The sequence below is a fragment of the Actinomycetospora chiangmaiensis DSM 45062 genome (assembly GCF_000379625.1).
Taxonomy (GTDB): domain Bacteria; phylum Actinomycetota; class Actinomycetes; order Mycobacteriales; family Pseudonocardiaceae; genus Actinomycetospora; species Actinomycetospora chiangmaiensis.
Map to the genome: position 1 here is coordinate 97847 of NZ_KB903240.1, position 18421 is coordinate 116267.

17 protein-coding genes and 1 pseudogene are annotated in these 18421 nt (G+C 75.8%); 7 read left to right on the top strand and 11 right to left on the bottom strand.

All coding sequences use genetic code 11. From position 1 onward, the window contains the following. Window positions 1-6 precede the first annotated feature (6 nt). The 3 genes and pseudogenes from ilvA (at window position 7) to A3CO_RS40230 (ending at window position 2173) form a co-directional block, all read left to right on the top strand. Window positions 7-1275 (top strand): threonine ammonia-lyase IlvA, encoded by a 1269-nt coding sequence (ilvA, locus tag A3CO_RS0117540; protein ID WP_018333542.1) that lies wholly within the window; start codon window positions 7-9, stop codon window positions 1273-1275. A gap of 3 nt (window positions 1276-1278) precedes the next feature. Continuing rightward, a complete protein-coding gene (locus A3CO_RS0117545) occupies window positions 1279-1713 on the top strand; it encodes a helix-turn-helix transcriptional regulator (protein WP_018333543.1) in 435 nt (144 codons plus the stop codon). Beyond that, a pseudogene (locus A3CO_RS40230) lies at window positions 1710-2173 on the top strand (VOC family protein). The gene A3CO_RS0117545 and the pseudogene A3CO_RS40230 overlap by 4 nt, the downstream one beginning before the upstream one ends. Here the strand turns inward: A3CO_RS40230 and A3CO_RS0117560 are convergent. The 3 genes from A3CO_RS0117560 to A3CO_RS0117570 all read right to left on the bottom strand — a co-directional run bounded on the left by A3CO_RS0117560 (window position 2168) and on the right by A3CO_RS0117570 (window position 5786). Beyond that, entirely contained in the window at window positions 2168-3361 is a 1194-nt protein-coding gene (locus A3CO_RS0117560) for an MFS transporter (RefSeq protein WP_018333546.1), read from the bottom strand. The pseudogene A3CO_RS40230 and the gene A3CO_RS0117560 sit on opposite strands and share 6 nt — an antisense overlap. Before the next feature lie 146 nt (window positions 3362-3507). Further along, on the bottom strand, window positions 3508-5349 hold the full coding sequence (locus tag A3CO_RS0117565) for a cytochrome c oxidase assembly protein (RefSeq protein ID WP_018333547.1): 1842 nt from the start codon (window positions 5347-5349) through the stop codon (window positions 3508-3510). After that, complete coding sequence (locus tag A3CO_RS0117570; RefSeq protein ID WP_018333548.1) at window positions 5346-5786, bottom strand: hypothetical protein; 441 nt, start codon at window positions 5784-5786, stop codon at window positions 5346-5348. The genes A3CO_RS0117565 and A3CO_RS0117570 overlap by 4 nt, the downstream gene beginning before the upstream one ends. A gap of 58 nt (window positions 5787-5844) precedes the next feature. Here A3CO_RS0117570 and A3CO_RS0117575 point away from each other — a divergent pair, with 58 nt between their 5' ends. Further along, window positions 5845-8049, top strand: coding sequence for a heavy metal translocating P-type ATPase (locus A3CO_RS0117575; protein WP_026204722.1), 2205 nt, complete (start codon window positions 5845-5847; stop codon window positions 8047-8049). A 4-nt stretch (window positions 8050-8053) separates the two neighbouring features. Here the strand turns inward: A3CO_RS0117575 and A3CO_RS32905 are convergent, their stop codons facing one another. After that, a complete protein-coding gene (locus A3CO_RS32905; protein WP_018333550.1) occupies window positions 8054-8803 on the bottom strand; it encodes an RDD family protein in 750 nt (249 codons plus the stop codon). Window positions 8804-8838: 35 nt separating this feature from the next. On the opposite strand from A3CO_RS32905, the gene A3CO_RS0117585 reads away from it, so the two are divergent. Then, entirely contained in the window at window positions 8839-9801 is a 963-nt protein-coding gene (locus tag A3CO_RS0117585; protein ID WP_018333551.1) for a stage II sporulation protein M, read from the top strand. Here the strand turns inward: A3CO_RS0117585 and A3CO_RS0117590 are convergent. From A3CO_RS0117590 to A3CO_RS32915, 5 genes are read right to left on the bottom strand one after another with little or no spacing between them, the layout of a single operon-like run. Beyond that, window positions 9798-11120 carry a DUF58 domain-containing protein gene (locus A3CO_RS0117590; protein WP_018333552.1) on the bottom strand — a complete coding sequence of 441 codons (1323 nt, stop codon included), beginning with the start codon at window positions 11118-11120 and terminating at the stop codon, window positions 9798-9800. The genes A3CO_RS0117585 and A3CO_RS0117590 overlap by 4 nt on opposite strands. Further along, complete coding sequence (locus A3CO_RS0117595; RefSeq protein WP_018333553.1) at window positions 11120-12070, bottom strand: AAA family ATPase; 951 nt, start codon at window positions 12068-12070, stop codon at window positions 11120-11122. Before A3CO_RS0117595 ends, A3CO_RS0117590 begins: the two co-directional genes overlap by 1 nt. Then, entirely contained in the window at window positions 12067-13194 is a 1128-nt protein-coding gene (locus A3CO_RS0117600) for a DUF4350 domain-containing protein (protein ID WP_018333554.1), read from the bottom strand. Before A3CO_RS0117600 ends, A3CO_RS0117595 begins: the two co-directional genes overlap by 4 nt. Further along, on the bottom strand, window positions 13191-13814 hold the full coding sequence (locus A3CO_RS32910) for a DUF4129 domain-containing protein (RefSeq protein WP_018333555.1): 624 nt from the start codon (window positions 13812-13814) through the stop codon (window positions 13191-13193). The genes A3CO_RS0117600 and A3CO_RS32910 overlap by 4 nt, the downstream gene beginning before the upstream one ends. A gap of 7 nt (window positions 13815-13821) precedes the next feature. Next, the gene (locus A3CO_RS32915; protein ID WP_018333556.1) at window positions 13822-15003 is read right to left on the bottom strand and encodes a hypothetical protein; all 1182 of its coding nucleotides are present in this window, start codon (window positions 15001-15003) and stop codon (window positions 13822-13824) included. 62 nt (window positions 15004-15065) lie between these two features. Between A3CO_RS32915 and A3CO_RS32920 the strand changes: the two genes are divergently transcribed. Then, window positions 15066-15677 carry a putative glycolipid-binding domain-containing protein gene (locus A3CO_RS32920; RefSeq protein ID WP_018333557.1) on the top strand — a complete coding sequence of 204 codons (612 nt, stop codon included), beginning with the start codon at window positions 15066-15068 and terminating at the stop codon, window positions 15675-15677. A gap of 42 nt (window positions 15678-15719) precedes the next feature. Then, window positions 15720-16379 carry a TVP38/TMEM64 family protein gene (locus A3CO_RS32925; RefSeq protein WP_018333558.1) on the top strand — a complete coding sequence of 220 codons (660 nt, stop codon included), beginning with the start codon at window positions 15720-15722 and terminating at the stop codon, window positions 16377-16379. A 135-nt stretch (window positions 16380-16514) separates the two neighbouring features. Here A3CO_RS32925 and A3CO_RS0117625 read toward each other — a convergent pair whose 3' ends face one another. Then, window positions 16515-16832 (bottom strand): hypothetical protein, encoded by a 318-nt coding sequence (locus tag A3CO_RS0117625; protein WP_026204723.1) that lies wholly within the window; start codon window positions 16830-16832, stop codon window positions 16515-16517. 43 nt (window positions 16833-16875) lie between these two features. Beyond that, a complete protein-coding gene (locus tag A3CO_RS32930; protein WP_157647673.1) occupies window positions 16876-18408 on the bottom strand; it encodes an FAD-dependent oxidoreductase in 1533 nt (510 codons plus the stop codon). Between the last annotated feature and the right edge of the window lie 13 nt (window positions 18409-18421).

Here is an 18421-nt window from a genome sequence, read left to right on the forward strand (position 1 = left end):
AGGGCGATGACGGGCGGGACCGCGTTCGAGAAGCAGGTACTCGAGGCCGCGGAGCGTCTCACCGGCATCGCCGAGCTGACCCCGCTGCAGTACAACCCGCGGCTCTCCGCCGACTCCGGCGCGAACGTGTGGTTCAAGCGCGAGGATCTGCAGGTCGGGCGCTCCTACAAGCTGCGCGGCGCGTACAACCTCATCTCCCAGCTGGACGACGAGGCACGCGCCACCGGCGTGGTGTGCGCGTCCGCCGGCAACCACGCCCAGGGCTTCGCCTTCGCGTGCCGGACGCACGGGGTGCGCGGACGCGTCGTCATCCCGTCGACCACGCCCCGCCAGAAGCGCGAGCGGATCGCGGCGCTGGGCGGCGACATGGTCGAGCTCGTGGTGCAGGGCGACACCTACGACGAGGCGAGCGCGTCGGCCACGGCGTACGCGGAGGAGACCGGCGCGACCCTGGTCCCCGCCTTCGACGACTCCCGCACCGTGGCCGGGCAGGCCACCGTGATCGCCGAGGTCGTGGAGCAGCTCGGGCACGCGCCGGACGTCGTCGTCGTGCCGGTCGGGGGCGGTGGCCTCCTCGCCGGCACCGCGACCTGGCTCGCCGCGACCTACCCGCGCACGCGGGTGATCGGGGTGGAGCCGGCCGGGGCGCGCAACGTCGCGGCGGCGCTGCACGCGGGCTCCCCCGTGGTGCTCGACGAGGACGGGTTCGACCGGTTCGTCGACGGCGCCGCGGTCCGGAAGGCGGGCGCCGTGACGTTCCCGCTGATCCGGCGCTCGGGGGCCCAGCTCCTCGCGGTCGACGAGGGCCTCGTCTGCACCGAGATGCTCGCGCTCTACCAGACCGAGGGCATCATCGCGGAGCCCGCGGGCGCGCTCGCCGGCGCGGCGGTGCGCTCCGACGGGCCGGAGCTCGACCTCGTGCCGGGCGAGACGGTCGTCGTCATCCTCTCCGGGGGCAACAACGACGTCTCGCGCTACGCGGAGGTCATCGAGCGCTCGCTGCGCTTCCAGGGGCTCAAGCACTACTTCCTCGTCGAGTTCCCCCAGGAGCCCGGCGCGCTGCGGCGCTTCCTCGACGAGGTGCTCGGCCCGGACGACGACGTCACGCGCTTCGAGTACGTCAAGCGCGACAACCGGGAGTCGGGGCCGGCGCTCGTCGGCGTCGAGATCGGGCGGCGCGAGGACTACGAGCCGCTGCTGGAGCGCATGGCCCGCTCGCCGCTGCAGATCGAGGTCCTCGAGCCGGGCTCGCCGGCCTTCCGTTTCCTGGTGTAGGCCATGGTCGCGCACGACCTCCTGGTCGGCCTGCGCCGCGCCCGCGACCGGATCGACCGCGAGTACGCCGAGCCGCTCGACCTCGACGCCCTCGCCGCGACCGCGGGGCTGTCGAAGTACCACTTCCTGCGGTGCTTCGCCCGGACCTACGGCCGCACCCCGGCCGCCTACCTCACCGAGCGCCGGATCGAGCGGGCCCAGGACCTGCTGCGCGCGACGAACCTGACCGTCACCGAGGTGTGCTGGCTCGTCGGGTACGCCTCGCTCGGGTCGTTCTCCTCGCGGTTCCGGCGGCTCGTCGGGGTCAGCCCGTCGGCCTACCAGGCGCGCTGGGCCTCCGGGGCGCCGCGCATCCCCGGCTGCTTCGTGCTCATGCACGGGCTCTCCGACCGCGCAATCCCGGAGAAGCCGTCGGGGCCCGACCCGGCGGGAGGATGAGCCTCGTGCTCACCAACATCTCGCTGGTCACGCTCCACGTCACCGACCAGGACGACGCCAAGAAGTTCTACTGCGAGGTCCTCGGCTTCGTCGAGGGCACCGACGTCACGATGGGCGAGGGCTTCCGCTGGGTCACCGTCAAGCACCCCGCGCAGCCCGAGCTCGAGGTCACGCTGATGGTCCCGGGGCCGCCGCTGACCGAGGACATGGCCGACGCCGTCCGACGGTCCCTGGCCGCGGGCACCATGGGCGGGTTCGGTCCTCGACCGACGACTGCCACGCCGAGTACGCCCGCCTGGTCGACCTCGGGGTGGAGTTCCTGCAGCCGCCGTCCGAGCGCCCCTACGGCGTGGAGGCGGTCATGCGCGACAACTCCGGCAACTGGCTCGTCCTCGTCGAGCCCCGCGCCTTCACGCCGTCCGAGCTCCACGACGCCGAGTGGGGGCCCGACGGGTCATGACCGCCGCTCGGCCCGCACCGGCGTCACGGCGATCGCCGCCAGCGGCGCCAGGGCGGCCGCGGTGAACCCGACGCCGTAGCTCGTCGCGCCGATGATCGCGCCGAGCACCGGCGGGGCCAGGGAGGCGACGATGTTCTGGGTCGTGTTCTGCACGCCGAGGGCGCGTCCCGACCACGCCTGCCCGGCCATCTCCGCGGTCGACACGAAGGCCAGCCCGTTGTCGGCCACCGTGACGATCGCCCCGACCGCGATGCCCGCCACCGCGATCACCGGCACCCACACCGATCCCGCCGCGAAGCCCAGCATCACGAGCGCCGAGGCCACCGCCAGCTGCCGCATCGGGCGGAGCCGGGAGCCGACGCGGTCCGACCACCAGCCGGTCGCGATCCGCCCGGCCGCCCCCGCGATCTGCGAGACCGCGACGAAGACGCCCGCCACGCCCGGCGACCACCCCAGCTCGCGGACGAGGTACTCGAGCGCGAACGCCGAGATCGCGAACTGCGGCAGCACCAGCAGCGCGGACGCCGCGTGCAGGCGGTACAGCGTCGGGGTCCGGTAGGGGTTGCCGGTGGGCTCGTGCGGCTCCGGCGGCCGCCGCGGGGCGTCCTGCGCGATCCCGACGACGAGGCCTGCCGCGAGCAGGCACGCCAGCCCGGTCCAGCCGAGGGCGACGAACGGGCCCTGGGTGGTCGCGAGGACCGGCAGCACGAGCGCGGCGAGCGCGACCCCGAGCGGCTGTGCCGTCTGCCGGATGCCCATCGCGATGCCGCGTTCGTCGGCGCTGAACCAGCCCATGATCAGCCGACCGCTCGCCGCGTTCACCGACGCGGCGCCGAGGCCGCCGACGGCGAGCAGCACCACGATCGTCACCAGCGAGGACGGCGTCTCCAGCGCGACGCCCCCGACGACGAGGCCGGCGACGGCGAGGCCGGTCGCCATCGGCACCCGCTCCCCCACCCGGTCGACCACGAACCCCCACGCGACCAGGGCGAGCAGCAGCCCTGTCGTCGGCGCCGCGACGACGATGCCGACCTGCGCCAGGGACAGGGCGCGTTCGTCGCGCAGGGTCGGCACGAGGAACGGGATGCCGTACACGAACGACGAGGCGGCGGTCTGGGCGAGCACACCGACCACGAGGATCGCCCAGCGGCGTCGCGGGCGGGCGGGGGCGCTCGTCTCCGTGCTCACGGTTCGTCAGCATGCCTCACGATCGCCCAGCAGGCGAGACGCTGTCCCATCATGTGGGAAGCGTGGCGGCCCTTGACCTGACGAACGGGTCGTTCGTGCAGCTAGGGGCCACGAACGACCCGTTCGTCAGGTACGAACGAGCCGCCTCAGCGACGGGCGGCCAGCAGATCCCGGGCGGCCCGGTCCTCGGCCAGCCCGGCCCGGTGCCACTGCACCAGCAGGATCACCAGGACGCCGACGAGCGGGAGGTCGCCCATGCCCCACGACAGCAGGGCGGCGAGGTGCTGGTCGGCGAGCAGGTCCGGCGCCCAGGGCAGGCGCAGCCGGGAGTAGAAGTCGGTGACGAACACCTGGCCGCCCCCGCCGTCGGCGGCGAGCGTCGACGGCGTCTGCGCCACCGGGGTGTCCGCGGCCAGCAGGATCACGCCGAACAGCGCGTGGAACGGCATCGAGGCGATGAGGACGGCGAGCCGCGCGACGTGCGGGAGCTTCTGGCCGGGCGTCGGGTCGACGCCGACGAGCACCCAGAAGAACAGGTAGCCCGCCGTCAGGAACCACGCGGAGATCGCCGGCATCAGCCAGCCCAACGGCTGGAGCAGCGAGAACAGCGGCGTGAGGTAGAACGCGAACGGCGAGCCCACCATGACGACGGCGGCGACGGCCGGGTGGGTCAGGAACCGCAGCAGCGGGGCGTCGAGCACGGCCTCGAGCCGGTCCCGGGCGTCGCCCTGCTCGGGCAGCGCCCGCCGCGCGAGCGACACCGGGCCACCCAGCACGAGCAGCACCGGCACCACGATGCTCACCAGCATGTGCTCGGCGACGTGCACGCTGAACAGCGCGTCGGCGTAGCGGCCGATCCCGGACGACGTCGCCACGACCAGCAGCGCGCAGCCCGCGAACCACGAGAACGCCCGCGCCCTCGGCCAGCCGTCCACGCGCCGCAGCCAGCGGGCGTAGCCGACGACCAGCACGGCCACGAGCACGAGGAACCACACGTCGGGCCGCCAGTCCCCGAGCAGGCGCCCGAGTGTCGGCGGGTCGGGGATGCCGAAGCCGAGCACCGCCTCGGTCGGGGTGGTGTGGAACGGGGCCTGCACCGGCGGCACCGCCCGGGTCATCGCCACCGACAGACCGGTGACGACGGCGAGCAGGGTCAGTTCCAGCAGCACCACGCGCCGCGAGCCGCCCACCCGCCGCCGCACGAGCACGCCCAGCCCCACGACCGTCACGGCCGCGGCGAGCAGCACCAGCACCCCGTAGGCCGTCGCGAGCTCACCCCACGACGGGACGAGCACCGCCGACGCGAGCACGCCGCTCGCCACCGTCACGACCGCGCACATCGTGGACACCGTGCCGCTGCGCGCGGGCGAGGCCGGGGCCACGAGCAGGGCGCCGACGGTCCCGAGCCAGACGGTCGCCGCGATCACGTGCAGGGCGACCGCCGGGGTGCCGAGGTCCTTGCCGACCCCGTCGATCGCGTGCCCGGTCATCACCGGCCCGAGCAGGGCCACGCCCGCGAGCACGCCGGCGCCGAGCGTGGAGGACCAGGTCCGCGCCTCGCGCACCCACACCGCCACCACGGCCGCGCCGATCGCGCACGCCAGCCAGCCGATCGGCGCCGCGCGCACCACCATCCCGACGACGAGGTCCGGTCCTGGCGCGACGAACCCGCCGGAGACGTCCGCGACGGTGAACACCGCCGTCCCCGCGGCCAGCGCGGCCCAGGCCCAGGCGGCCCCGGAGGCCACCACCCGCACCGACGCCGACGGCCCGCCGGTCCCGGGCGCGACCACCAGTCCGTGCACGAGGGCCCCGAGCACGACCGCCGCCGCACCCGCCGTCAGGACACGGAGCAGCGGCAGCCCGAGCTGGACGAGCTCGCCGGGGTCGACGAGGCCGAGCACGGGATAGGCGGAGCGGCCGAGGAGCAGCGCGGCGACGAGGACCGTCACCAGGCCCGCGGCGCCTGCGGGGACGAGGCGCCTCACGGATCGAGGCGGCCGGGGAACCGGGCGCGGTACTCGTCCAGGTGCTGGGACTTGCAGACGTGCTGTTCCTTCTCGTTGATGGCCTGGCGCATGCACTCGTCGAGCGTGCGGGCCTGCGAGGCGTGCAGGTAGGTCACCGCGGACTCGAGGGTCGGCCACTCGATCACCGTGCCGATCACCACGGCGATCAGGGCCACACCCAGGGCGGCCAGCGGCTTACCGCGACCTGACGCGCGGCCCGACCGCACCCGCATCAGCGCGACCACCGCGGCGACCAGCGCGACGAGCCCCAGCGCCATGCCGCCCCAGCCCGTCCAGGCGCTGACCAGGGCCATCGCGGCCACGACCAGCGCGAACGTGGCCGCGCCGGTCGCGCCCGAGCCGCCGGAGCCGTCGTCGGGAACGGTCTCCGGGGCCGCCGAGCTCGTGCTGCTCACGGGCCCGATGGTGACACCCGGTGTGCGAGGACCCGCGCGGGGGGCGCACCATCGGAGCATGACCGTCGCACCCGCCCGGGAGGACCGGAGCGAGGACTTCCTGCTCACGGGGATGACGTGCGCCGCGTGCGCGTCGCGGATCGAGCGGCGGCTCAACAAGGTCGACGGCGTGATCGCGCAGGTGAACTACGCGACGGAGCGGGCGACGGTCACGCTGCGTCCCGACGTGGAGCGCTCGACGGTCGTCGACGTCGTCGCGAAGCTGGGTTACGGCGCGACACCGCTGTCCGTGCCCGAGGCCGAGCTCGACGACGTCGCGGCGGTCCGTGACGACCGGGTCGCGGACCTCTGGCGGCGCCTCGTGGTCGCGGCGGTGCTGTTCGTCCCGATGGTCGACCTGCCGCTGGTCCTCTCGGTCCTGCCCGCGGCGCGCTTCCCCGGGTGGGAGTGGGTCGTCGCAGCGCTCGCGGCACCCGTCGTCCTGTGGTCGGCGTGGCCGCTGCACCGGGCGGCGTTCGTCAACGCCCGGCACGGCGCGTCGTCGATGGACACGCTGATCTCGCTCGGCGTCATCGCGGCGACCGTGTGGTCGCTCGGCTCGATCCTCACCGGACAGCTGCCCGACCCGTCGGCGGGCGCGCTGCGCGTCTTCCTCGACCCGGTCGGCCCGCTCTACCTCGAGGTCGCCGCCGCGGTGACGACGTTCGTGCTCGCGGGGCGCTACGTCGAGGCCCGCGCCAAGCGCTCCGCCGGCGACGCGCTCGCCTCACTGGCCGCCCTCGCCGCACGCGACGTCGCCGTCCTGCTCCCCGACGGCACCGAGGCGCGCATCCCGGCCGCCTCGCTCGCCGTCGGGACCCGCTTCGTGGTCCGGCCCGGCGAGAAGATCGCCACCGACGGGACGGTGGAGGGCGGCGCCTCCGCGGTGGACCGGTCGATGCTCACCGGTGAGACCGTGCCCCTCGAGGTCGGCGCGGGCGACGCCGTGACCGGCGGGACCGTGGCGACCTCCGGCCGCCTCGTCGTCACCGCCACCGCGGTCGGCGGCGCGACGCAGCTCGCCGGGATGATCCGGCTCGTCGAGTCGGCGCAGGCATCGAAGGCGTCGGTGCAGCGGCTGGTCGACCGCATCTCCTCCGTCTTCGTCCCCATCGTCATCGGGCTCGCGGTCCTGACGGCGCTCGGCTGGTGGGTCGCCGGCGGCACCGCCGGGGACGTGTTCTCCGCAGCCCTCGCCGTCCTGGTGATCGCCTGCCCGTGCGCACTCGGCCTCGCGACGCCCACCGCGATGCTCGTCGCCTCCGGACGTGGCGCCCGCGAGGGCATCTTCCTCAAGAGCCACCAGGCGCTGGAGACCTCGCGCGTGGTCGACACGGTGGTGTTCGACAAGACCGGCACGGTCACCACGGGCGCGATGACGGTGCGGTCGGTGCACCTCGTCGACGACGGTTCCCGACGGCGGGTGCTCGAGATCGCGGGCGCGGTCGAGGACGCATCGGAGCACGCCGTGGCGCGGGCGGTGGTGGCGTGTGCCCGGGCGGAGGTCCCGGACTTCCCGGCCGTCGACGGCTTCGAGGCGCTGCCCGGACTCGGGGCCCGCGGGGTCGTCGACGGCGTCGAGGTGCGGCTGGGGAAGCCTCAGACGGCCCTGCCCGTGTGGGCCCCGGCGCCCGCGGCGGACTCGACGCTCGTCGTCGTGACCCTCGACGGCACGGAGGCCGCGGTGCTGGAGCTGGCCGACGAGGTGAAGCCCTCGGCGGCCCCCGCGATCGCCCGCCTGCGCGCGGCCGGGCTGCGGACCGTCCTGCTCTCCGGCGACCGGTCGGAGGCCGCCGCCGCCGTCGGCACGGCCGTCGGGGTCGACGAGGTGATCGCCGACGTCCTGCCCGCGGGCAAGGTCGAGGCGCTGACGGCGCTGCAGTCCGGGGGCCGCCGGGTCGCGATGGTCGGCGACGGCATCAACGACGGTCCCGCGCTCGCCGCCGCGGACCTCGGGCTGGCGGTGGGTGCCGGCACCGACGTGGCCCTCGACGCGGCCGACGTCATCCTGGTGCGCGACGACCTCGGCGCCGTCCCGGACGCGCTCGACCTCGCCAGGCGTACCGCCACCACGATCCGCCGGAACCTGGTCTGGGCCTTCGGCTACAACGTCGCCGCGATCCCGCTGGCCGCCCTCGGCCTGCTCAGCCCGCTCATCGCGGGCCTGACGATGGCGCTGTCCTCGGTGCTCGTCGTGACCTCGAGCGTGCGGCTGCGGAACTGAGCCCCTACGACGCCCGCCGACGCCGTTCGGCCAGGACCGCCGTCAGGTAGGTCTCGGCCGGGATTCCCGACGGCGGGTCGGGCGCGACCCGCGCGGCGACGTCCGTCGCGAGCTGCTCGCCCAGCGTGCGCCGGACCGCCGGGTCCAGGTCGCCGGCGCGGGCGAGGAACTGCCGGGCGGCGAGGGCGAGGTCGTCGGGCAGGGCGGCGAGCTGGAGGGTCGAGGCCCAGCCGGCGAGCGCGGGGTCGGGCGCGGGCAGCGTCGGGTGGCGGGTGGACCGCGGGACCCGGTCGCGGAGCACGATCGTGCCCGCGAGCAGGTCGCCGACCCGCTGGCCGCGCCGGGTGCACGCCGAGACCACGATCGCGACGACCCCGCTCGCGAGGCCGAAGTCGACGAACAGTCCGGCCAGGGCGCGGACAAGGGCCTGCCGGAACCGGATCGGCCCGCCGTCGTCGGAGACCACCCGCAGCCCGAACGCCAGCTTCCCGGGCGTCCGACCCCGGGTGAGCGTCTCCCACGCGGTCGGCCACACCACGAACCCCAGCACCGCGAGGACGACGCCGACCGTCGCGGCCAGCGCCACGTCGAGATCGGCCCCGCTCACCACCACGGCGACCAGCGCCGCCACCATGAGCGTCCCGACGATCGCGAGATCCAGGGCGAACGCGAGGGCCCGGCTCGGTAGCTTGGCGGGAGCGAGATCGAGTTCGACCGCCTCGCCGATCACGACGCCGGGATCCGGTGGGGTCATGATCGGACATGCTGCCACCAGGAGGGGTACCGCGAGTGGACGTCGACGCCTACACCGACGCCCACCGCGCGGAGTGGGAGCGCCTGGAGCGACTGCTCCGGGGCAGGCGACGGTGGAGCGCCGACGAGGCCGACGAGGCGCTCGACCTCTACCGCCGCACCGCCACGCACCTCTCGGTCGTGCGCTCCTCCTCCCCCGACCCGGCCCTGGTCGCCCGACTCTCCTCGCTCGTCGCCCGGGCCCGGTCCGCGGTGCTGGGCACGACGCCGTGGAGCTGGGGCGTCGTCCGGCGGTTCGTCACCGAGGAGTTCCCGGCCGCCCTCGCCGCGTCCGCGCGCTGGTGGATGCCGACGGCGCTGCTCTCGATCGCGCTGATGGTCGTGGTCGGCGGTTGGGTGGCGCGGAGTCCCGACGTCGCCGGGGCGATCGCCTCGCCCGAGGAGACCCGCCGTCTGGTCGACGAGGCGTTCGCCTCGTACTACTCGTCGAACCCGGCCGCCTCGTTCGCCGCGCGGGTCTGGACGAACAACGCGCTGGTCGCCGCCACCTGCCTCGTCACGGGCGTGCTCGTGCTGCCGGTGCTGTGGGTGCTGTTCCAGAACGTCGTCAACGTCGGCATCTCCGGCGGCATCCTCGCCGCGAACGGCCGGCTCGACCTGTTCCTCGGGCTCATCACCCCGCACGGACTGCTCGAGCTCACGGCCGTGTTCGTGGCGGCCGGGGCCGGGCTGCAGCTGGGCTGGTCGTGGATCGACCCGGGCCCGCTCACCCGCGCCCGGTCCCTCGCCCGGCAGGCCCGCATCACGGTCGGCATCGCGCTCGGCCTCGTCGGGGTCCTGCTCGTCTCCGGGCTCATCGAGGCGTTCGTGACGCCGTCCGGCCTCCCCACCTGGGCCCGCATCGGCATCGGCGCCCTGGCGTGGCTGCTGTTCGTCGCCTACGTCCTGCACGGCCGCCGGGTGCTGCGGACGCGGGCGGACGTGCTCGACGCAAGCTAGAGCCGCCCCCGCGCCTTCAACGCGAGGTACCGGTCGGCGACGGCGGGGGCGAGGTCGTCGGGCAGGGCGTCGACCACCTCGACGCCCCGGCGCTGCAGCCGCCCCACCACGGCGCGGCGCTCCTCCCGCGCCACCGTCGCCGCGGCCGCGCCGTACACCGCCTCCCCCGAGCCGCGGCCGGTCGCGAGCGACGCCACGGCCGGGTCGGCCACCCCGGCGACCAGCATCGTGTGCCGGTGCAGCAGCGGGCCGAGCACGGACTCCAGACCCTCCGCCACGGCCGCGTCGTCGAGCCCGGTGAACAGCACGACCAGTGACCGCCGGGACGCCCGCGTCAGCACGGTCGCGGCGAGCAGCCGCATGTCGGTCTCCACCAGCGCGGGCTCGACGCCGGACAGGGCCGTCGTCATCGCGGGCAGCGGGTCGCGGGCGCCGATCACCGAGGCGCGCACGGCCCGGTCGAGCGCGAGCAGGTCGACGCGGTCCCCGCCGCGGGCCGCCAGCGCCGCGAGCAGCAGCGCCGCGTCCAGGGCGGCGTCGAGCCGGGGCGCCTCCCCGCTGCCTCTCCCCGTCGCTGCGCTCGCCTCCACCAGGCCCGCGGACGTCCGGCCGGTGTCGAGCACGACCAGCACGTGCCGGTCCCGCTCCGGGCGCCAGGTCCGGACGACGAGGTCCGAGGACCGCGCCGAGGCCCGCCAGTCGATCGACCGCACGTCGTCGCCCCCGACGTACTCGCGCAGCGAGTCGAACTCGGTGCCCGCGCCGCGGACCTGCACCGCCCGCAGGCCGTCCAGTTCCCGCAGCCGCGCCAGCCGGGCCGGGAGGTGCCGTCGCGACGCGAACTCGGGCAGCACCCGCACCCGCCCGCCGACCCTCCGCGTGCCCTGCCGGCCCGCCAGCCCCAGCGGGCCCCACGCGCGCACCGTCACCGCGGCCGCGGCGAGCTCACCGCGTCGGGCGGGCACCAGCGTCGTCGTGACCCGTCGCCGTTCCCCCGCCGGGACGTCGAGCCGGTGGGAGTCGGGACGGGCGCCGCACGACGGCGGCCACGCGTCGCGCACGAGCCCCACCACCCGTCGTCGGGAAGGATTCACGACGACGAGCGTGGTCGCGACCTCCTCGCCGAGGCGTACCTGCACGGTCTCCTCGGCGCGCTCCAGGCGCAGCGCGGCGGGCGAGCCGGCCCGCGCGAGGTCGATCACCACCGCCACGAGCAGCGCGGCCAGGATCCCGAGCACGCCGGCAGGCGAGGGCACGGCCAGCCCGACGACGAGGGCTCCGACGACCGCCGCCAGCGCCAGCCGACCCGAGATCGCCATCAGCGCGGGACGGCCACCGAGTCGAGCACCCCGGTGACGACGCCGTCGGTGGTCACGCCCTCGAGCTCGGCCTCCGGGCGCAGCGCGAGCCGGTGGCGCAGGACGGGGAGCGCCCACGACTTCACGTCGTCCGGGGTCACGTAGTCGCGCCCGGAGAGCCACGCCCAGGCCCGGGCGGCGACCAGCAGCGCCGTCGCCCCGCGCGGGGAGGCGCCGAGGGCGACCGAGGGCGAGGTCCGGGTCGCCCGGCACACGTCGACCACGTACGCCAGCACCTCCGGCCGGGCCGCGACCGCGCCGACCGCCGCCCGGGCCACCGTCAGGTGCTCGGCCCCGGCGACGGGGTGCACCGCGGACAGGTCGCGCGGGTCGAACCCGCCCGCGTGCCGCTCGAGCACCGTGATCTCGTCGTCGCGCCCGGGCAGGGGCAGCACGAGCTTGAACAGGAACCGGTCGAGCTGGGCCTCGGGCAGCGGGTAGGTGCCCTCGTACTCGACGGGGTTCTGGGTGGCCGCGACGACGAACGGGTCGGGCAGCGGGCGTGGCGTGCCGTCCACCGACACCTGGAACTCCTCCATGGCCTCGAGCAGCGACGCCTGCGTCTTCGGCGGCGTCCGGTTGATCTCGTCGGCGAGCAGGAGGTTGGTGAACACCGGGCCGGGCCGGAAGTCGAACGCCGAGGTCCCCGCGTCGTAGACCAGCGAGCCCGTGACGTCGCCGGGCATGAGGTCGGGCGTGAACTGCACGCGGCGGTTCTCCAGCGAGCTCGCCGCGGCGACCGCGCGGACGAGCAGCGTCTTCGCCACGCCCGGCACGCCCTCGAGCAGCACGTGCCGTCGCGAGAGCAGGGCGATCACGAGGCCGGTGACCGCCGCGTCGTGCCCGACCACCGCCTTCGCCACCTCGCCCCGCAGCGCGGTCAGGGCCTCGCGGGCCTCGTCGGGGGTCACGGGGCGCTCCTCTCCTGTCGGGTCGAGCTCCGCGGCGCCGCGTCTCCCAGCAGGTCGTCGAGCTCGTCGGCCAGCCGCGCGAGGGCCGCGTCGTCGGCCGGGTCGGGGCCGTCGAGGAGATCCTTCGCGGCAGCCCGGAGGGTCTCAGGCGCAGGGGCGAGCGCCTCGGTGGGGGCGTCCGGTGGGAGGCCGCGCCGGGCCGCGAGCCGGCGTCGGGCGTCCGCGCGCAGGATCGCCGCGGCCCGCCCGCGGGCACCGAGCCGGCGGTACAGGGCCGCGCGCCCCCGCGTCGTCTCGGCCGCCGGGACCCGGACCGGCAGCCGTTCGGCGACCACCGGGCCGAGGCGTCGGCCCCGCCAGAGCGCGGCCGCACCGCCGGCGACCAGGAGCATCACGGTGCCCCAGAGCCAGCCGCGCGGGACGAGGTCGACCAGGGACGCCTCGCCGTCGGCCCCGGGCGCGGGCAGGTACCAGAGCACCCGCGGGTGGGCGCCGAGCAGCGTCGTCGTCAGGGCGGCGTTCCCCGCGCGGTCGAGCGCCTCGTTGGTGAACGGGGTCGCGCTGCCGACCACGACGGTACGGCCGCTGACCGCGACCGGGGCGACCCCGGCGGCCGGGTAGCAGCCGACGGCGGGCGGGGTGACCGCGTAGACCGCCCCGTCCAGGGTGAGCGGGCCGGCGGCGAGTGCGGCCGGGAGCGGGCAGGCCGGCGCCGGGACGACCCCGGTGGTGAGCAGGTCCGGCGGCGACTGCGTGCCGCGGACCCCGGGCGCGAGGGCCTCCAGGGTCGCGGCGTCCGGGGCGACCAGCACGACGTCGGAGCCGCTGTGGGCCACCGCGATCCGGCCCGTCGTCCCGAGGCGGGAGGGGAGGGCGACCAGCACCGTGGTGTCGGGCCCGGCGGCGACGACGTCCTCGGGCCGGGTGACCGCATCCACCCGGATCCCCTGCTCGCGCAGGACCGCCACGAGGGCCCCGCTGCCCGCGGCGTCGACGCCGTCGGGCTCCAGCAGCCCCTGCCCGGCCCGGGCCCCGGCGATCGCGAGCACGACGGCGGCGAGCAGCACGAGCGCCCCGACCACGAGCGGCCCCCGGGCGCGACGGGCGCGGACGCGCAGGGTCACCCGGCGACCACCGGCAGCTCGCGGACCGCGCGGTCGGCGGACCGCATCCGGTCCACCGAGCCCGCGTCGGCGGGGCGGCCGCCGTAGACCGTCTCGTCGAAGCAGCGGGCCGCGTCCGTCAGGGCCCCGATGGCCGCGGGCAGCACCGCCGACGCCTCCCGCGCCGCCTCCCCCGCGGTCCGGCCCGGGCGGGCGGCGAGCACGTCGCGTTCCTCCAGGTCGCGGACGAGGGCGCGCATCCACTCGCGGACCGCCTCGTCGTACCGCCCGGCGTCGCCCTGCTCCTCGGCGCGGCGCCGGTGGTCGGCGGCGGTGAGACCCACGGCGTCGAGCGGGGCCGACCCCGACCCCGCGGTGCGCGCCGAGCGCCCCAGCCGCCACCGCACCACGGCGACCGCCACGACCACGAGCGCGACGACGACGAGCACCCCGCCCGCGCCCCCGAGCCGCTGGGCGGTGAACAGGCCGACGAGGTCGTCGAGCCGGTCCAGCAGCCACCGACCCACCCGCGCGAGCAGCCCGGGCTCGCGGCCGGCGTACGCGGCCTTCGCGAGCTCGCGCGCCGCCAGCTCCCGCGCCTGGTCGGCCGTCGGGGTGAAGGGCGGCGGAGGCCGGGTCACGTCCCGCTCACGCCAGCCCGTGAGCGGCCCGCTGCAGCTCGATGTCGAAGCCCTCGCGGCGCATCCGCTGGTCGATGTAGAGCAGGCCGGTGACGCCGGCCTGGAACGGGGCGGTGAGCGCGGTGCCGATCACGCTGCCCACGGAGGAGATCAGAAGCGGCCCGACCGTGTAGGGACTGGTGCCCACCGCGGCCGCGACCGCGGCGGCACCGCCCCCGAACGGGATGCCGATGATCCCGGCGATGATCAGCACGATCACGTAGGTCAGCAGCAGCGTGCCGAGGATCGCCCAGAAGCGGCCGCTGACGAGCGTGCGCGAGCGGGACAGGGCGGCGACCACCCCGACGCCCTCGAGGACGTAGGCCGGGGCCGCGAGGGAGAGCAGGACACCGACGACGAGGGACGCGACGGCGCCCACCAGGATCCCGAGCACCAGCAGCCCGGCGGCGAGCGTCGTCGATCCGGCCAGGTAGGCGAGGCCGGCGGGCACGAGGCACACCACGAAGGCGGCCGCCCCCACCAAGGCCACGAGCACGACGACGCCGAGCAGCCCGGGCAGCCGGGGCCGGGCCGCGTTCCAGCACTCCCGGGCGTCGACCGGGGCACCGAGTACCGAGCGGGACAGGACGACCACGAGCAGGCCCGTCAGCACCGTGTTGGCGAGCAGCCCCACCACGGCGGACGCCCCGAGCAGCGCCGCCGCCCCGCCGATCACCCCGGAGAGGCGGGCGAGGTCCGGCGTCGTGCCCGCGGGGCCGACGAAGGCCTCGAGCGACTGCCCGTAGAAGGCCTGGAACGGGGCCTGGATGAGCGTGGTGACCACCGCGACCACCGCCGACACCCCGAGCACGACCCTCGGGTGCGCCCGGATGTACTGGAACGCGCCGTCGAGCAGCTCGCCCAGCGCGAGCGGGCGCAGCGGCACGATCCCGGGCCGCGGCGAGGCGACCGGGCCGCCGAAGCCCCACGGGTCACCGGCCGGCGGGGCCGTGCGCGGCACCTGGGCCGGCGGGGGCCCCTGAGGCGGCCGCGGCGGCCCCGGCGGCGTCGAGCCCGGGCTCTGCCACCCGCCGGTCGGTTGCTCGGCCGGCCGCTCGCTCGCCGGGCCGGTCGGCTCCCAGGGCGGGACGCCGTCCGAGCCGGACCCCGCCCCGTCGTCGGGGCTCCTGCGGTCCTGCGGCTCGCCCACGGTGTCCTCTCCCGGTCCGACCTGATCGACTTCGTCACCCCCGATCGTGCCACGATGGCGCGATGCCTCTCGGGACCGCGCTCTGGCGTCGCCTGGACGAGCCGCACGGGCTCGTCCACGGCGTGATCTCGGAGATGGCGCCGACCCCCGAGCAGCCCGACGCGGCGTTCCTGCTGGACGGGGCCGCGCTCGGCGCCGACTCCCCCGACGACACCGGCCCGATCGGCGAGCAGCAGGCCCCGCGCCCGTGGTCGGCGCGGTTCTCGGTGGTCGTGGACGCGCGGTGGCAGACCCGGGCGTGCTTCCTCGAGGCGCTCGGTGGCGACGGGCTGGACCGGGTCACGTTGACCGCCGACGCCCTGGGCCGGTGGACGCTCGACGGCCGGCCGTGGCCCGAGCTCGAGGGCTGCCACGACGTCGACATCTCGATCTCCCCGCTGACCAACACCCTGGTGGTCCGGCGCCTCGACCTCGCCGTCGGGGAGGAGCGCACCGTCGACGTCGCGTGGGTCGACGTGCCGTCGCTGGCGGTGCGGCGCGTCGCGCAGACCTACCGCCGGGAGACCGTGGACCGCTGGGTCTACGCCGACCCGCAGTACGGCGCCTTCGGCTTCACCGTGGACCCGCTCGGGCTCGTCCGGGAATACCAGGGGCTGTTCGCGCGGGTCGGCTGAGTAGTCTGGGGCCCCGTCGGGGCCGGCGAGCAAAGGGGTGGCGTGCGCAACCGGACACGGGGCCTGCTGGCACTCGGCCTGCTCGTCGCGGCCGTGGTGGTGGCGCTCGTCGTGCCGCTGCCGACGCCGACCGAGCTGCGCGAGTGGGTGCTCGCCGTCGGCCCCACCGCGCCGCTGATCTTCTTCCTCGTGCACGCGATCATCACCACCACACCGATCCCCCGAACCGCCTTCACGCTCGCCGCGGGGCTGATGTTCGGCCCGGTCTGGGGCATCGCGATCGCCGTCGCGGCGTCCATGGTCTCGGCGCTGGTCGGGTTCTGGATCGCCCGCCGCCTCGGCGGCCGCGCGATCGCCCGGCTCGGCCCGGCGCGCGTGCGGGCGCTCGAGGAGCGGCTGTGCGAGCGCGAGCTGCTGACCGTGACCTCGTCGCGCCTGGTCGGCATCCCGTTCGCACCGCTGAACTACACCCTCGGCGTCACCAGCGTGCGCTGGCACGCGTACCTGATCGGCACGCTCGTGGGCCTCGTCCCGGGGACGGCGGCGGTGGTGTTCCTCGGCGACGCCGTGACCGGCGGAATCTCGCCGCAGTCGTTCATCGCGTTCGGGATCTCCGGCGGGCTCGGCCTGGTCGGGATCCTGATCTCCGCCCGCGGCCGTCGTCGCCGGGTGGTCCTTCCCGACGACGGGTCGGCGGCGTAGCACGCCCCGCGTGCCGGCAATGCGTCACTGCTGGCACTGGACGTCAGACGAGCCACACCGTCGGAGTGGGCCTGACGATGTGGCCTTTCCTGGCACTGGGTGCACGCAGTGACGCATTGCTGGCACCGGGAGGTGCTAGCTGCCCGGCGCGGGGGCGGGCGCGCTCGTCGGGCGCGGCGTGACCTCGGAGGTCTGCGGCGACGGGGTCGGCTGCGGACCCTGCGGGCCGGTGGCCGGGCGAGGAGAGTTCGCCGGAGCCGGCGGGGCGACCGCGCCGGGCGTGATCTGCCCGGGGACCGGCGCCGGACCGGGCGGCGGGAAGCCGTCGGTGGAGAACACGTTGGGGTTGGAGGCCGAGCCGGGCGCGGGCTCGGCGTTGTACACGCACCCCGACAGCACGGCGACCGAGGCCGCCGCGATGACCAGCAAGGACGCCACCCGTCGGGTCTGCACGCTGTCCCTCTCCTCGAGCTGTGAACCGCTGACGGCGCGCACCCTATCGCCTACGCCCCGCGAGCACGCCGCGTGGCGTGATCGACCGGATGGGCTCGGGCGCCACGCCCTCCTCGCGGAGGACGTCGTTCGCGGCGAGCACCCCGGTCACCGCGGCCCGCTCCATGAGCGCCGAGGGGACGTCGGTGGCCACCCAGTCCCCCGCCAGCCGCAGGCCCCGGGCGTCGGTCACGACGCCGGGTCGGTGCGCGTGGTAGCCGGGGTCGAAACCGGGCGCGTTGGCGTAGAGGTGGGCGTCGACGTCGAGCACCTCGAGGTCCGCGAACTCGGGCCAGAGCCCCTCCAGCTCGCGGCGCATCTCGGCGACCAGCTCGTCGCGCGAGGCGTCGTGCGGGCAGGCGTAGGAGTGCAGCTCGATCACCGAGCCGCCCGTCCGGGCCGCCCAGGCCGCCGACTCCGCCTCGATGCGGTGGAAGAGCGTGACCGAGTCGAGGATGCGCTCGCGGGTGACGCCGGTGAAGTCGGCGTGGCGGGCGTCGACGTCGCCCCGGCACCACAGCCGCGCGACGACGTAGGGCTCGCCCCCGGGCAGCTCGGCCACCTGCGCGGCGAGCCGCGGGGCCGTCGTCGCGAAGCCGGGTGAGCGGGCGAACAGCGCGCGGGTCCCGGGCACGTCGGTGGCGACGACGAGGTGGCGGGCGGTCCGCGACGGTCCGCCCTCGACGCCGACGGACCAGCCGCCGGGCCCGTCGACGACGACGGTGGCCCGCGCGTCCGTCGTCACCGTGGCGCCGTGCTTCTCCAGCAGCGCCGCGAACGGCGACCAGAGCGTGGCGTCGTAGTGGTCGGTCGGCACGTCCATCCCGAGGCCCTCGGGGTTGCCGGTGAAGTAGAAGTGGCACATCGCGAGGAACTCGGCGGCCGAGTAGCGTTGCTCGGTGTTGAAGAACGAGTGCGCGAAGACCTCGAAGAGCATGGCCCGGCCGCGCTCGGAGAAGCCGAAGGCGTCGAGCAGCTCGGCGGTGGTGCGGTGGTCGTGCTCGGCGAAGGTGCGCACCGGGTCGTAGCGCAGCATGGCGAGCGCCTCGCGGCCGTCGACCTTGCGGAGGTCGCGCAGCCGGAAACTGGGCGACTTCCACACCAGCGCGGCGAGATTGGCCAGCGGCGTGGTGGGCAGGTCGCTGAAGTCCTCGGACTCCCACTCCCGGCTCTCCACCGGGTAGCCGCCGACGTCGCGCAGGAAGGCGAGGTCCGGGTCGATGCGCCGCAGCACGTCGCGCAACGTGTAGTACTGCCGGAAGAACCCGTGGTAGCCGTGCTCGACGGTGACCGCGGTCCCGTCGGGCAGCGTCCGCGGCCACGTGCCGAGCCGGCCGCCGAGGCGCGGCGCCGCCTCGAGCAGCTCGACCGCCATCCCCCGCTCGGCGAGGACGGTGGCCGCGGTCACGCCCGCGAGGCCGCCGCCGACCACCACGACCTTCCCCGACCGCCTATCGGCGTGCTCGTCCCCACTGTCGGGAGCTACGCGCTGGGGCAGGTCCGGGCGGGGAGCGACCACGACGTGCGGAGAGAACACGTCCGCGAGCGTA

What these genes read in the sequence shown, in the direction of transcription:
- ilvA (WP_018333542.1), top strand. Translation starts at nt 7, where the DNA reads ATGACGGGCGGGACCGCGTTCGAGAAGCAGGTACTCGAGGCCGCGGAG.
- A3CO_RS0117545 (WP_018333543.1), top strand. Translation starts at nt 1,279, where the DNA reads ATGGTCGCGCACGACCTCCTGGTCGGCCTGCGCCGCGCCCGCGACCGG.
- A3CO_RS0117575 (WP_026204722.1), top strand. Translation starts at nt 5,845, where the DNA reads ATGACCGTCGCACCCGCCCGGGAGGACCGGAGCGAGGACTTCCTGCTC.
- A3CO_RS32905 (WP_018333550.1), bottom strand. Translation starts at nt 8,803, where the DNA reads ATGACCCCACCGGATCCCGGCGTCGTGATCGGCGAGGCGGTCGAACTC.
- A3CO_RS0117590 (WP_018333552.1), bottom strand. Translation starts at nt 11,120, where the DNA reads ATGGCGATCTCGGGTCGGCTGGCGCTGGCGGCGGTCGTCGGAGCCCTC.
- A3CO_RS32920 (WP_018333557.1), top strand. Translation starts at nt 15,066, where the DNA reads ATGCCTCTCGGGACCGCGCTCTGGCGTCGCCTGGACGAGCCGCACGGG.